The organism is Bacillus sp. AK031, assembly GCF_053903065.1.
This window is the reverse complement of sequence record NZ_CP096424.1, coordinates 3,065,677-3,080,027: the sequence shown is the minus strand read 5'-3', so window position 1 is coordinate 3,080,027 and position 14,351 is coordinate 3,065,677. Positions and strand designations below refer to the sequence as shown.

Sequence of the window (14,351 nt, the reverse complement as noted above, 5' to 3'; positions counted from 1 at the left end):
CTATCCGCATTCTCAGTATGAGAATGCGGTTTTTTTATTGAATTCAGGAGTCCCTCTGCATATTCACAATTAATTTCCATACTTTTTAGAAAAAACGGCTTTAATAAAGAGGATTTGATGTGACAGACAGAGAATTGTATTGGCAGGAGGTGAAGAATGCTAACAGCTCTTAATGACAATCAGAAGCTCATATCATTGATCCATCTATCTTCGGAAGATATGGTTTTATTACAGAAAACAGAAAAATTCTTCTGTCCGGAGTGTAAGTCCCCGTTGATCCTTAAAAAGGGAAATATTAAAATTCCTCACTTTGCCCACCAATCAGGCGGTGCCTGTACAGGGACCCATGAACCTGAAACATCTATCCATCTTAAGGGGAAAACCTCTCTATATCAGCACTTCTCTAAATCCGATTTCAAAGTTAACCTTGAACACTACCTTCCAGTTATTCAGCAAAGGCCGGATCTATTCATTCAGGATAAAAACAGGCAGTTTGCAGTTGAGTTTCAATGTTCAGAAATCAGCAGCCTTGATTTCATTTCCAGAACCAGGGGGTATCAGCAAGAAAAAATTATTCCTATTTGGGTACTTGGCAAGCCGATAAAGAAATTAGGGGCTGGCCCTGTGATATCCTTATCAAATTTTCAACAGCATTTTATTCGTTTCAGCCCCCACACAGGGTTTTGGCTCGCTGTATTTGACACCGTTAAAGATACCATGTTTTTTTACTATCACCTTTTCCCGCTCTCCTCAAAGAAATTCACTGCAGTCACCACCTCAATCCCATTACATTCCCTAACTTTTCCTTTTCAGCTGCCAATTCAGCAAGCAAATCACCATAATTCAGAACGGTTTTTTGCCGGGAAAGCTTTATGGGTAAAGAACAAGATGAAATACAACAGAGGAGTTAATGACCGTTTTTTAAGGACACTTTACCTGGCAAGAGATCATCTTATTAAGCTGCCTGATTTTATTGGCTTGCCAACAAAGTTTATGATTGTGTTCAAGAATCATCCAGTCGAATGGCAGTACTATATATGGAATGATATCTTGAAGAAAAAGACCGTTGGAGAGAGAATTGGAATGAAGGAAATACAGAACTGTATCAACCAAAGGAAAATTTCCGGTTATCTTCAATGTAGAAGCATGCCTTTAATTGATGAAGAATTTCAAATGAATGCAGTTGAAGAATATTTAGTTATTTTATGTAAAAGAGACATACTAAAAAGGAACAGTAATAGAGAATATATCTTGGTCCTGTCAGCTCTTAAAAAGCAATGAAGCTACTTTTTCCCATATTGCTGCATATACTATATAAGTCAATAATCAATTGGAAGTTCAAATCTCTGATGAAAAGCCCAATTCTTGCAGGAATTAAGCTTTTGATAGAGAATGTAAGAGGGAAGGAATAATTCGATTAGCGAAAGAATGGAGGATACATATGACAAATGAAACAGCGGTAAAGAGTCTTCCGAACCGTAAAGACATTAAGGAAGAACTGACATGGAGACTTGAAGATATTTTTGCTAATGATGATTTATGGGAGAAAGAGTTCAAAGAAATACAGGAATTGATCAAAGATGCAGGAAAGTACAAAGGAACGCTCTCACAAAGTGCCGATCAGCTGTATAAAGCTTTAAAATTCCAAGATGAAATAATGGAGAGAATGGGGAAGCTCTACACATATTCCCACATGAGATATGATCAGGATACGACTAATTCTTATAACCAGGGGCTGGATGACAGAGCGAAAAGTCTTTACACACAGCTTTCAAGTTCATTTGCCTATCTGGTACCTGAAATACTTACAATTGACGAGAGCAAATTGAACAGCTTTTTAGAAGATAATGAGGATCTTAAGCTTTATAAGCACGCTTTAGAGGAGATCAATAAACAGCGTCCTCATATTCTTTCAGCTGAGCAAGAAGCGCTTCTTGCCCAGGCATCCGAAGTGTTGAGTGCATCAAGCAATACATTCGGGATGCTGAATAATGCCGATATGGAATTCCCAAGCATTAAAGATGAAAATGGGGAAGAAGTGGAAATTACACATGGCAGGTATATCCGTTTCCTTGAAAGCGATGATCGCCGGGTCAGGGAAGAGGCTTTTAAAGCAGTTTACAAGACATACGGAAAGTTCCAGAATACCTTCTCAAGTACATTAAGCGGGACTGTGAAGAAAGATAATTTCAGTGCCCAGGTACGAAATTATGATTCTGCACGCCAGGCTGCCTTGTCTGCAAACAATATACCGGAAACAGTGTATGAGAATCTTGTCAAAACGGTCAATGATAACCTTCATTTGCTGCATAGATATGTAAAGCTTCGCAAAAAAGTACTTGGTGTTGATAAGCTTCATATGTATGATCTTTATACACCGTTAGTTAAAGAAGTGAAAATGGACATTCCTTATGAAGAAGCGAAGGACATGATTTTAGAAGGGTTGACTCCCCTTGGCGAAGAGTATAAGAATGTTCTTAAGGAAGGCTTTGATAACCGCTGGGTGGACGTGGTTGAAAACAAAGGAAAACGAAGCGGGGCATATTCATCAGGAGCCTATGGCACGAATCCTTATATCCTGATGAACTGGCAGGACAATGTGAATAACCTGTTCACTTTGGCCCATGAGTTTGGACACAGTGTACACAGTTATTATACGAGAAAGCATCAGCCTTATCCATATGGCAATTATTCAATCTTTGTTGCCGAGGTGGCGTCGACTTGTAACGAAGCATTGCTGAACAATTATCTCCTTAATACCATAGATGATGAAAAGAAGCGTCTATATTTATTAAATCACTATTTGGAAGGCTTCAGAGGAACAGTATTCCGCCAGACAATGTTTGCTGAGTTTGAACACATCATCCACAAAAAAGCTCAAGAGGGTGAAGCGTTGACTGCAGAGATGCTGACAAAAGAGTACTACGAACTCAATAAAAAGTATTTTGGTGAAGAGGATATCTCCATTGATGAGGAGATTGGCCTGGAGTGGGCACGTATCCCGCATTTCTATTATAACTATTATGTTTATCAATATGCTACAGGCTTCAGTGCAGCTACGGCATTAAGCAAGCAAATCCTTGAGGAGGGCCAGCCTGCTGTGGAAAGGTATATTGAATTCCTGAAATCAGGAAGTTCCGATTATCCAATTGAAGTATTGAAAAAAGCGGGAGTGGATATGACCGTTTCCCAGCCTATCGAAGAGGCTATGAAAGTTTTTGAAGAAAGCCTTAACGAAATGGAAAAAATGCTTTCTTAATAGACCAAGACTTTTTTCTGAGTAGGTGAAACAGAGGGACAGAAAGATTCAGGATCATGAATTCCCTGATACGATTTTAAACAAGAAGGTCATGATTGAATTCAATCATGACCTTCTTGTTTTTTTGTTTTTTTAAGCGTGATGAACAAGTATGTCTCTTAATAAAGTATTCAGAGTTTGAATCCCTTGAATCTTTTCCGGTTATTAATATAGAGGAACAGCATCAGTAGTGACAGGAACAAGAGTGGGGACGTCACAAGGATCGGATAAAGATTCATGAGTCCGAAGATATTTACAGTAAATGCAAACAGTATAAATAAAATCAGGAGAATTAACTTAAATCGAGGATTCATTTCAGTCCTTCCTCCTTATTATTGTAGTTGTAAATTATATGACTTGTCATGCTGTTAAATACATGTTGTCTATCAAGAGGTAACTTTCAAACATTTTGACAATATTGTGAAATAATATACAAACAACTTGCACATACAAGTTGCTCCGTGCTATATTATGTACATGAAGTTGATCACAACAAACATATACCCCTTTGTTTGACCGTGAAAAATTTCTCCCATCCCCTTTGTTTGTATAAGAAACCCCGTTGTCTAAGGACAACGGGGTTTCTTTATATTATCTTAATATATTATTTGTTAGGAAGACAGGTATCTCCAAAATGTTCCATGCTTGGCCGGAATCTTTTCCACTTTGTTTTGAAGTATCCATTTTTTCATGTTTTTCTCGACTTGAGGAATGCTCAAATCATATACGACTGCGATTTCCTTTGTTGCAACGAGCTGATAATGCTGCATGAAGTTTTCCAGTGTAGGCAGAGGCTGCGGTTCCGGTTTAATTGAAAGCATTTCTTCAAGAATCTGTACATATACCTCAAAAGGATACATCCCCGTTACTTTGATTCCTTCATCTTCAATATTTTCATTAAAGAATACAAGAGTAGGGATTTCATCTACATCCATTTCGGCTGTAATCTTCAAATCACACTGAAAGGCTTTTGAGGCAGATTCTGAATGGATGTCATTTTTAAATTCCTGTAAATCCAGTTTGCTGCTGGCGGCAATATCAGTCAGTATCTCCAGGTTAGATACGTTTTGCTTTCCGAGAAACAGCGTTTCCTGTAATTTTCTAAAGAATCGAATCCCTGCATGTCTTCCTTGCAGTTCGGCTGCCTTAATCGCTATTGATGCGAGTGAGGGGGAGTCGATCGGATTCTCGAACCAAAGGTTCCCATCACAGGACATTCCCGATCTGCTGGCTGTCTTTTCCCATTGATTTGCAATATTTTCTTGTTTCTTTTTATTCGTCAAATTCAAAGATGTCAGCTTTCCGCTTAATACATTCTTTATTCTGAAGTATTGGCCATATTGAACCTGAAGCTTCTTTAGGATAGGCTCCAATGCCCAGCATTCCGGACATAGAGGATCAATGAACATATATATTTCTAAAGGTTTCTTGTCTCTGCACTTTTGAAGGTGTTGGATATTATTCATGCTGCTCACTTTCTTCTCCTTGTACTGTGTCGGGCGTATTTACCATATGCCTGGCAGTTAATACAAGCCTTGAAAATAACTCGTCCCTGAAATGCCCTTCAAGGCCGACCTCATCCATAGCTTCACTCATGCATTTCAACCATGCTTTGGCTCTTGTAGGTGTGATTTCAAAATTTAAATGTCTGGCCCGCATCATAGGATGCCCATGTTCTTCTGTATACAAAGGGGGCCCGCCTAAGTATTGTGTCAGAAACTGTTTTTGTTTTCTTGCTGTTTCTGACAAATCATCAGGAAATATAGGTATTAATAAAGGTTCTTTCCCCACTCTTGCATAAAAAGCATCTACAAGCATTGAGAGCTTTTCTTCGCCAATCGTTTCATACGGCGTCTTATGTTTCTCCATAAGTAGACTCCTTTTTGCATTGATTGTTTGTTTTATTTTAGCAATCGCCGAAAAATATCTCAAACAAATAGCCTTTGTCAGTTCTTCTTACTGATAGTATCCGCTAAATTCGGACTGGCAATCCGGGGTCTGGAGTTCATTTATAATAATCATATTTTTCCGTAGTAATACACAAAAAGAGCAAAAGAAAAACACTCACAAATTGAGTGTGAGTGTTTGATACTTTATGCGTAAAACTTCTGAGAGACCTTTTGTACGTATTGAATGGTTTCTTTAAAAGGGGGTATTCCGCTATATTTATCGACATTGCCCGGTCCCGCATTATAAGCTGCCAGTGCCATCTCAAGATTTCCGTCATACTTGTCCATCATTTGGCGAAGATATTTGGTGCCGGCCAGGATGTTCTGTTCAGGGTCGAAAATATCTGTTACTCCCAAGCTCCTTGCCGTAGCAGGCATTAATTGCATTAATCCGGAAGCTCCAGCATGGCTGACCGCGTTGGAATTGAAATTTGATTCCTGGCTTATGACAGCGCTAATTAATTTTCGGGGCAGCTTATATAATTCAGCAGCCTTGCTGATGATGGAATCGATGGAGCTGTCCGATTTATTGTTTGAAGAAAGTGTCTCAGCCTTTGACATATATGATGCAGCCGTTTTGCTCATAAGGAAATTGCCATTGTTTAATAAAGGAAACAGCTGGTTAACAGAGCCCAGTTTTTCTTGAATCGGCTGCTGGTTAACATGGCTGGATAAAGTTTCATTCAGCATTTGTTGAAAAAGTGAAGTTCCGCTGTTTGTCTCTGTTGGTGCTGTAGTCGAATTAAAGTTTTGCAGAGCTTGGAGTTCAATCATTGTTTTTAAAGCCTGGATGTTCATGTGATGCAGCTCCTTTAGATAAATGGATCAGTTGGCATTGGCAGCCTGCAGAAACCTTTTGATTTTATTTTCCGCCGGCCGGAAAGGTATGTTCATATCTTTTAGAAAGCCCAGAAAGATTTCTTGTCCTGATTGCTTGTCTTTTACTTCATATTCTAACTCATAATCTTCATTGTTTAAATAAAAACTGTAATCCAATACCATTAATCCACCTTTATAATGTGTTTCTGCCCTGTTGGTGGATAATGTCCCGAAGTGATTGAACTTCACCGAGGAAACCCCCAGGCTATCTAGTGCCGCTTTGACTTCTCCAGCGGGAAGGGATCCTTCAGTCAACATACTCGTTGTGTCTTCGCTTGTAACCACCTGGTTTGTTTCCAGTAAACCATCTTCAGCAGGCTGTTTCAGTGTCAATTCATATTTATCATTCTTTTCCCTGATCCGCAGAGCACACTTTAGCTTTTTTAAATCATTCGAAGAAGTATCGAAATAATGGTTCTTTTGCAATGTGAAGTCTTCTTCAGCAATCGAAAGCCGATTTTTTATTGTATTAAATTCTGGCAGGGTCAATAAATTCTTAAATTCAATTTCTAATTCTTGTGGCATGATCAGCTTCCTTTCTATCTGCTCTACATAATAAATAGGCAGAAACTTACTAGTTACTGACTATATTATCCCTTTCTGAAGTAAGGACTTCAATCCTTAGATGAATTTAAGGTGAATGTGTTAAAATAATATCTATAAAGCTTTGAAAGGGGAACCAACTTCATATGAGAAAAAATATACAATTTAAAAAAGCTGAACTCCTTCAGGATAAATTACTATTGCATGGGAATGAGGGTGCTGATGAACTGACTCTTAAGCCTGCAGGCCAAGTAATTGTGGACTCTGAAAATTTTTCTTTTGTTTATCTGGCTGAGTCTGAAAAAGATTATGTTCTTTTACATATACAAGAAGAGTGCTGGCCTCCTTTAAAGAAGGCATTTGAACTGAAACTGCCGGTATTCGCAGGCATAGGCAATACAGAATTTGAATTAGAAGGCCTCTATCAGGAATTGGACTTTCTAATAGAAAACATCGAAGGGAACAGCAACTACGGAGAAGATATGGTGAAAAAAGTGGAAGCTGTATTTCTTGAAAAAGCGTAATTCAGAACAGCAAACAAATACTTTAGCGGCCGTTTAGCCGCTAATTAATAGTCAAGTCGTTCGCTGAAGAAGCTTATCTTGATAAGCTTTTTGCGAAAAGAGGTGAATGTGTTGAATCATTGGGATCAGTTTTTGGGGCCATACAAACAGGCAGTTGATGAGTTGAAAATCAAACTCAAAGGAATGAGAGGACTTTATGAATTAGAACGCAGCCATTCTCCCATAGAGTTTGTCACTGGAAGGGTAAAGCCCATAGCCAGTATTTTGGATAAAGCCAACCAAAAAGGAATTCCGCTCGATAAGCTCGGCACTGAAATGCAGGATATTGCCGGTTTGCGGTTAATGTGTCAATTCGTGGATGATATCCATTCAGTAGTGAATTCACTAAGAGCGCGTAATGACTTTCGGATTATTGAAGAGCGTGATTATATTTCCCATAAGAAACCGAGTGGTTACCGTTCCTATCATGTAGTCATTGAATATCCAGTACAAACCGTTCATGAAGAAAAGATTATTCTCGCTGAAATTCAAATCAGGACACTGGCGATGAATTTTTGGGCTACAATTGAGCATTCTCTTAATTATAAATACCGTGGACAGTTTCCGGATGAAATCAGGATGCGGCTGATGAGAGCAGCTGAAGCAGCATTTCGGCTTGATGAGGAAATGTCTCTGATAAAAGATGAGATCCAGGAGGCTCAGAGGTTTTTTTCGAACAAGAAAGATCAAGATGAAAAGAGACGTGAGTCCCAGGATGAATAAGTTTTGCTTTAGCGGGATAGGGAAATAGAAACTAAAAAAGGGTGTAGCTGTTATGAAATTTGCAATTACTTCGAAAGGCGATGCAAAGTCCAACACGTTGATGCATAAAATGCGTACTTACTTACAGGACTTTGAACTGGTGTATGATGAAGAAGAGCCTGATATTGTCATTTCTGTAGGCGGCGATGGAACACTTTTGTATGCTTTTCACCGCTATAGTTCCAGGCTTGACAAGACTGCGTTTGTAGGAGTACATACTGGGCATTTAGGATTTTATGCTGACTGGGTGCCTGAAGAGATAGAAAAGCTTGTTATTGCGATAGCGAAAACACCATATCAAATCATTGAATATCCTCTGTTGGAGACGATTATCCGTTACCAGCATGGAGGTAAAGAAACAAGGTACCTCGGTTTGAATGAATCTACTGTTAAGAGTGTCGAAGGGACCCTTGTGATGGATGTTGAAATCAGGGGACAGCATTTTGAAAGGTTTAGAGGAGACGGCCTGTGCCTGTCCACTCCTTCAGGAAGTACCGCTTATAATAAAGCATTGAGCGGGGCAATCCTGCACCCCTCGATTCCTGCCATCCAACTGGCGGAAATGGCATCGATTAATAACAGGGTATTCCGGACGATTGGCTCACCTTTGATCTTGCCTGCCCATCATACCTGTATGCTGAAGCCAGTCAATATTCCAGACTTTATGATTACGATTGATCACCTGACATTGCTTCATAAGGATGTTAAATCTATTCAATATAGAGTTGCAGATGAAAAAATCCGATTTGCAAGGTTCCGTCCATTTCCATTTTGGAAGAGGGTCAGAGACTCGTTTATTGCAGAGGATTAAGTGAGATTAGTATATGAACAGGTATGAAATGGATTGGCACATAACAGAACAAGCAGGCAAAGATATCAAGTCTTTCCTAAATGAAAAGCATATCTCAAAGCGGATGCTGACTGACATTAAGTTTTCCGGTGGGCAGATCAGCGTTAATGGCAAAGAGGTGACGGTCCGTTATTCGCTTCAAGAAGGTGATCGTTTGTCCGTCGTATTTCCTCCGGAGCCAAAAAGCGCGTCTTTAAGAGCGGAAACAATGAATTTGGAAATTATTTTTGAAGATAAGGATATTCTTGTACTTAATAAACCGGCAGGGATGAGTACCATTCCTTCAAGAGAGCATCCAAATGGAAGTCTGGCAAACGGCATCTATGGATATTATAAGGACACAGGTGTGGATACGGCAGTACATATTGTTACCAGGCTGGACCGTGATACCTCTGGCCTGGTGCTGATTGCAAAACATCGGCATATTCATCATTTGTTCAGTTTGCAGCAGCATAATCGTGAGATCAACCGATCGTATGAAGCATTGGCGGAAGGTGTTTTCCCGTTAAGTGAAAAGGCGGGTGTTGTAAATGCCCCTATTGGAAGGAAGGACAGCTCGATTATTGAGCGGGAAGTAAGGCAGGATGGCAAGCATGCCGTCACCAGATTCCAGGTAATCAAACAATATGCAGAGTTTGCACATCTGAAGCTCGATTTAGAGACTGGCCGAACTCACCAAATCAGGGTGCATATGTCTTACAAAGGGCATCCTTTGCTTGGGGATACTTTATATGATGGAAATACAGACAAGATTAACAGGCAGGCTCTTCACTGTTTTTCCCTATCATTTATTCATCCGATTACAGGGAAAAGACTTCGTTATACAGTACCACTGCCATTCGATATGAAAGAAGTCTTACAGAGGTCATAGAAGTGTTCTACCTTCCAAAAGACTCTGCCTGCAAACAAAAGCAGCCGCATTGAGACGGCTGCTTTTGTCATTAAATTGTCTTCTCACAGTAGTTTCTCGATCTGAAGTTCAAGACAGAGGAAAGGGCTCCTCTATTAACGATCGGGGTTTATATCCCTGAATTTCTCTGCAACATAAGGCATATTGGAATTGACACTTTCAATAGTAAATTCCGGGTATGAAAGGGAAGACAGCTTCCCGCCAAAAACTGCCCCGGTGTCGATATTATAGGTGCGGTTTATATTCCGGACTTCTGAAAACGGAGTATGCCCATAAACAACATAGGCCTCTCCTTTATAGTTAAATGCCCAGTCCCTTCTGACAGGGGTGCCGTCTTCATTGGTTTCTCCAGTGATATCCCCATAGAGTACAAAGGTTTTTACACGCTTGCTTTGTTTCCCGATAAGCTCTTCGGTGATGCCTGCATGGGCGATGATTAACTTGCCTGCATCTAACTGAAGATAAAGGGGAGACTGTTCATACAGTTCTTTGAACATGGTACTATAACGGTCAATTTCATTTTCAGGCAGGAAGCCTAGTTCCTCCACAGTCGTTTCAAGGCCATGAACGATCTTTACATTATTTCCAAGAAAGTAACGATAGAGCTTATTGCAATGGTTTCCAGGTACGTAATAGGCCAGATTTTGCTTCCAAAGTTTCCAGACTGTCTCAATCACTTTTAAAGAATGGGGGCCGCGGTCTGTCAGGTCACCGACAAATCCGAGCAGCCTGCCGTCAGGGTGGACAGGTATACCAGTATCCCACTGGTACCCAAGCTTACCAGTCAATTTTTTAAACTCATCAAAACACCCGTGTATATCTCCTATAATATCCAGTTTCATAATGGACTCCTTTCTTCGTCAGAAACTAAGCTAAAACGTTTTCATTAATTAAATGATTTTTATGAGGCGACAATTTTTTAAAGATTTGCTAGTATTATTAAGACTATAGTTATGGTGAAAAAATATTGTTTATTGAAAACTCCCATTAAATTCAGGAGAATGGACTGATCATATAAAAAAGTCCTCATAATAATAATTCTCTTATATTCTTATTTTAAACAGCAATGGATAAATTGAATATAAACCAGCGACTTGGCTTTGTTAACATATAAACCTTTAAAAAGGGGGGTATGCACATGTCGATTGAGAACATTGATAAAACAGAAGTGCAGCTTAATGAAGATTATTTGATAGCATCCCTTCAGAATGAGGAAATGGATAAATTCAGGGAAGAGTTTACCGCGCTCCATCCATATGACAGGGCAAAGTTCTTTGAAAGGGTAGATGATCCTTTACGGCACATCATGTACCAGTACCTTTCTCCAGAGGAAATGGCTGAGTTATTTGAAAGCCTTGATATTGATGAATCAGAGTATCAGGGTATACTTGCTGAAATGAATCCATCGTATGCTGCAGATATGTTGTCCAATATGTATGCCGATGATGCGGTCGATGTTCTGAATGAATTGGATAAGGACCAGGTCGCCAGCTATCTGACCATAATGAATGACGACTCGGCGCAGGAAATTAAAGAGCTTTTGCACTATGAAGAGTATACTGCTGGAAGTATCATGACCACGGAATTCGTTGCGATATCTGCAAATCAAACGGTACGTTCGGCAATGAATATCCTAAAGAGTGAAGCACCCAATGCCGAAACCATTTATTATATTTTTGTAATAGATGAAGGAAAGCGCCTGGCAGGGGTTATATCGCTTCGTGACTTAATCGTCAGTGATGATGAAGCAATGATAGGCGAAGTGATGAGCGATCGGGTAGTTTCCGTTTCAGTAGGCGAGGACCAGGAAGCGGTTGCCAGAAAAATGAGGGATTACGATTTCCTTGCCCTGCCGGTAGTCGACTTTCAAAATCATTTATTAGGTATCATAACGGTCGATGATATTATTGATGTTATTGATGAAGAAGCTTCTGATGACTATTCAAAGCTTGCCGGTATTTCCGATATGGATTCTGTAGATAGAAATCCCATAACAGCGGCAAAGAAACGGCTGCCCTGGCTGATTGCACTGCTTTTTCTTGGAATGTTTACAGCGAGTTTAATCGGCAGGTTTGAACAAACTTTGGATAAAGTCGCTATACTAGCCGTATTTATTCCTCTTATTGCAGGGATGGCTGGTAACACAGGAACACAAGCACTTGCAGTAGCTGTACGCGGAATTGCCACTGGCGGTCTGGAGAATGAGAGCAAATGGAAGATCGTTCTGAGAGAAGCGGGGACTGGTTTAATAACTGGAACTGTTTGTGGAATATTGGTGATGATAATTGTATACGTATGGCAAGGGAACTTATTTCTTGGCTTTCTTGTTGGTATTTCCATTCTCGTTTCATTAATCGTTGCCACATTGGCGGGTTCCTTGGTACCCCTGCTTATGCACAAACTTAAGGTGGATCCGGCTGTTGCATCCGGTCCGTTTATCACGACGATCAATGACATAATCAGCATCATGATATACTTTGGAATGGCAACACTATTTATGAACTATTTGATTTAGATAGGGGGAAATAATATGGAACATGGTGCTTCGGTAGCATCCCTTGTCATCGTTATCTTGGCTGCATTCATAACACCGATCATGCTGCATCGGCTTCGTCTGAATTTCATTCCAGTCGTTATAGCTGAAATTGTTGTCGGACTTATTATAGGAAAAAGTGGATTTGATCTTGTTCATGAAGATGTTTGGCTGGAAACTCTGTCAACTCTTGGCTTTATATTTTTAATGTTTTTAAGCGGACTTGAAATCGATTTTTCTGCATTTTCCAATGATAAAAAGAAGAAAGTGATTTTGCCGAATGGAAAACCTGAACCCAACCGGTTGAAGGTTTCTTTAATTATCTTTGTCGGCATTTTCGGCGTATCTCTACTATTATCCTATTTATTCGTCTTTGCTGGATTAATTGAAAATGCCTTCCTAATGACGTTGATTATCTCAACTATTTCATTGGGAGTGGTTGTGCCTACACTGAAGGAAGCACATATAATGAAAAGCGGTATTGGACAAATCATTCTGTTAGTAGCGGTGATAGCTGATTTGGTTACAATGATACTGCTTGCCGTATTCGTGTCATTGTACGGTGAAGGACATGGAAACATGTGGTTATTGCTGTTATTATTTGGTGCTGGTGTATTACTCTATTTTCTTGCAAAACGTTTCAAGAATAACAATTTAATGAAAACACTGTCCACTGGTACTACCCAGATTGGAACAAGGGCAATATTTACATTGATAATCCTGCTTGTTGCAGTTTCTGAATCAGTAGGTGCCGAAAATATCCTTGGGGCATTTTTGGCAGGTGTATTAGTGTCTCTGCTTTCACCTAACCAGGAAATGGTTCATAAACTCGATTCGTTTGGGTACGGCTTCCTTATTCCGATTTTCTTTGTCATGGTCGGGGTTGAATTGGAACTTTGGTCACTTCTTAGCGATAAGAAAATGTTAATTCTGATTCCACTGCTCTTGGTAGCTTTCTTACTGTCGAAGCTATTGCCGGTTTTCTGGCTGAGAAAATGGTATGACAATAAAACTACGATTGCATCAGCATTCTTATTAACTTCCACACTTTCGTTGGTCATAGCGGCTGCCAAGATAGCGGAGAGAATGGGAATCATTACAGCACAAATGAGTGGGACATTGATATTAGTAGCCGTTATCACTTGTCTGGTTACACCTGTAGTGTTTAAAAAGCTGTTCCCAAAAGAAGCGGTGGAAGAAAAACAAATTAAGGTGGCTTTCCTGGGGGCAAACCAAATGACGCTGCCTGTTTCCCGCGAATTGAAATCAGCGTTATATGTCCCGGTGTTATATCACACAAAAATGGATAAGTCGAACAAGAGCATTTCCGACTCTTTATTCCAGATAAAAGAAATTGATAACTTTGAACTGAAAACGATTGAAGAAAACAACATCTTTGATACCGACATCATTGTCATTTCCACTGGTGATGATGAGCAAAATGCCACTCTTGCCATTGCTGCAAAGGAAGCAGGCATTGAACGGGTAATCGCAAGGATTGAAGGCCCAGATCTTGAAGAAATGCTCAGAGAACAGGGGATAGAAGTGTTCTCTGTGCTGCTTTCAACGAAAACCCTGCTGAAGGCTCTTATTGAATCTCCTTCAGTCATGAATATCTTTACAAATCAGGAAACCTCTTTATATGAAATCAAAATGTTGAATATCCAGTTTGAAGGCATGACACTAAGAGAGTTCCCATTCACAGGAGACGTCATCTTTGTCCGGATATTCCGAGGAAAAGATTCCATTGTTCCCCATGGGGATACAGAACTTCATATGAATGACCGCTTAATCGTTACAGGTTCTAAGGAATATGTTGATGAATTGAAACGTGAACTGGAATTCTGTGAATATTGTTAAAGAAAACCTTCTGTCATTTCGACAGGAGGTTTTTTCTGTGAAATGAGTATTTTCAAACACAAATAGGGGATAACTTTGGTAGTGGTGTAGCAGTATTGGAAAAATCCATCAATAATTTTAGAGAGGCGATAAGTTTTTTTAGTGAATCTCTTTCTTTCCTTGAGCAAATCGGCTAAAATTAGTATCAGGTACTAATAACTTGTA

Annotated in this window: 14 protein-coding genes; 8 read left to right on the top strand and 6 right to left on the bottom strand. The window is 39.7% G+C overall.

Annotation, left to right across the window (positions count from 1 at the left end; all coding sequences use genetic code 11):
* The first annotated feature begins 156 nt into the window (after positions 1 to 156).
* Positions 157 to 1,281: a competence protein CoiA gene (locus tag M1E09_RS15795; protein WP_456271800.1), complete on the top strand. Its 1,125-nt coding sequence runs from the start codon at positions 157 to 159 to the stop codon at positions 1,279 to 1,281.
* A gap of 160 nt (positions 1,282 to 1,441) precedes the next feature.
* Positions 1,442 to 3,259 carry an oligoendopeptidase F gene (gene pepF / locus M1E09_RS15790; RefSeq protein ID WP_456271799.1) on the top strand — a complete coding sequence of 606 codons (1,818 nt, stop codon included), beginning with the start codon at positions 1,442 to 1,444 and terminating at the stop codon, positions 3,257 to 3,259.
* A gap of 170 nt (positions 3,260 to 3,429) precedes the next feature.
* Here pepF and M1E09_RS15785 read toward each other — a convergent pair whose 3' ends face one another.
* From M1E09_RS15785 to M1E09_RS15765, 5 genes are all read right to left on the bottom strand, one after another.
* Complete coding sequence (locus tag M1E09_RS15785; RefSeq protein WP_456271798.1) at positions 3,430 to 3,612, bottom strand: hypothetical protein; 183 nt, start codon at positions 3,610 to 3,612, stop codon at positions 3,430 to 3,432.
* 297 nt (positions 3,613 to 3,909) lie between these two features.
* Positions 3,910 to 4,764, bottom strand: coding sequence for a ClpXP adapter SpxH family protein (locus M1E09_RS15780; protein ID WP_456275014.1), 855 nt, complete (start codon positions 4,762 to 4,764; stop codon positions 3,910 to 3,912).
* Positions 4,757 to 5,167 carry a globin domain-containing protein gene (locus M1E09_RS15775; protein ID WP_456271797.1) on the bottom strand — a complete coding sequence of 137 codons (411 nt, stop codon included), beginning with the start codon at positions 5,165 to 5,167 and terminating at the stop codon, positions 4,757 to 4,759. Before M1E09_RS15775 ends, M1E09_RS15780 begins: the two co-directional genes overlap by 8 nt.
* 224 nt (positions 5,168 to 5,391) lie before the next feature.
* Positions 5,392 to 6,045 carry a lytic transglycosylase domain-containing protein gene (locus tag M1E09_RS15770; RefSeq protein ID WP_456271796.1) on the bottom strand — a complete coding sequence of 218 codons (654 nt, stop codon included), beginning with the start codon at positions 6,043 to 6,045 and terminating at the stop codon, positions 5,392 to 5,394.
* 27 nt (positions 6,046 to 6,072) lie between these two features.
* Positions 6,073 to 6,651 carry a CYTH domain-containing protein gene (locus M1E09_RS15765; RefSeq protein WP_456271795.1) on the bottom strand — a complete coding sequence of 193 codons (579 nt, stop codon included), beginning with the start codon at positions 6,649 to 6,651 and terminating at the stop codon, positions 6,073 to 6,075.
* A 164-nt stretch (positions 6,652 to 6,815) separates the two neighbouring features.
* Between M1E09_RS15765 and M1E09_RS15760 the strand changes: the two genes are divergently transcribed.
* From M1E09_RS15760 to M1E09_RS15745, 4 genes are all read left to right on the top strand, one after another.
* Positions 6,816 to 7,193 carry a UPF0738 family protein gene (locus tag M1E09_RS15760; RefSeq protein ID WP_456271794.1) on the top strand — a complete coding sequence of 126 codons (378 nt, stop codon included), beginning with the start codon at positions 6,816 to 6,818 and terminating at the stop codon, positions 7,191 to 7,193.
* Positions 7,194 to 7,304: 111 nt separating this feature from the next.
* Complete coding sequence (locus M1E09_RS15755) at positions 7,305 to 7,955, top strand: GTP pyrophosphokinase (RefSeq protein ID WP_456271793.1); 651 nt, start codon at positions 7,305 to 7,307, stop codon at positions 7,953 to 7,955.
* Positions 7,956 to 8,007: 52 nt separating this feature from the next.
* A complete protein-coding gene (locus M1E09_RS15750) occupies positions 8,008 to 8,805 on the top strand; it encodes an NAD kinase (protein ID WP_456271792.1) in 798 nt (265 codons plus the stop codon).
* A gap of 13 nt (positions 8,806 to 8,818) precedes the next feature.
* Positions 8,819 to 9,715 carry an RluA family pseudouridine synthase gene (locus M1E09_RS15745; protein ID WP_456271791.1) on the top strand — a complete coding sequence of 299 codons (897 nt, stop codon included), beginning with the start codon at positions 8,819 to 8,821 and terminating at the stop codon, positions 9,713 to 9,715.
* A gap of 134 nt (positions 9,716 to 9,849) precedes the next feature.
* Here the strand turns inward: M1E09_RS15745 and prpE are convergent, their stop codons facing one another.
* The gene (gene prpE, locus M1E09_RS15740; RefSeq protein ID WP_456271790.1) at positions 9,850 to 10,596 is read right to left on the bottom strand and encodes a bis(5'-nucleosyl)-tetraphosphatase PrpE; all 747 of its coding nucleotides are present in this window, start codon (positions 10,594 to 10,596) and stop codon (positions 9,850 to 9,852) included.
* A gap of 296 nt (positions 10,597 to 10,892) precedes the next feature.
* Between prpE and mgtE the strand changes: the two genes are divergently transcribed.
* Positions 10,893 to 12,269 (top strand): magnesium transporter, encoded by a 1,377-nt coding sequence (gene mgtE, locus M1E09_RS15735; RefSeq protein ID WP_456271789.1) that lies wholly within the window; start codon positions 10,893 to 10,895, stop codon positions 12,267 to 12,269.
* Between the two features lie 15 nt (positions 12,270 to 12,284).
* Complete coding sequence (locus tag M1E09_RS15730; RefSeq protein ID WP_456271788.1) at positions 12,285 to 14,147, top strand: monovalent cation:proton antiporter family protein; 1,863 nt, start codon at positions 12,285 to 12,287, stop codon at positions 14,145 to 14,147.
* Positions 14,148 to 14,351: the final 204 nt, after the last annotated feature.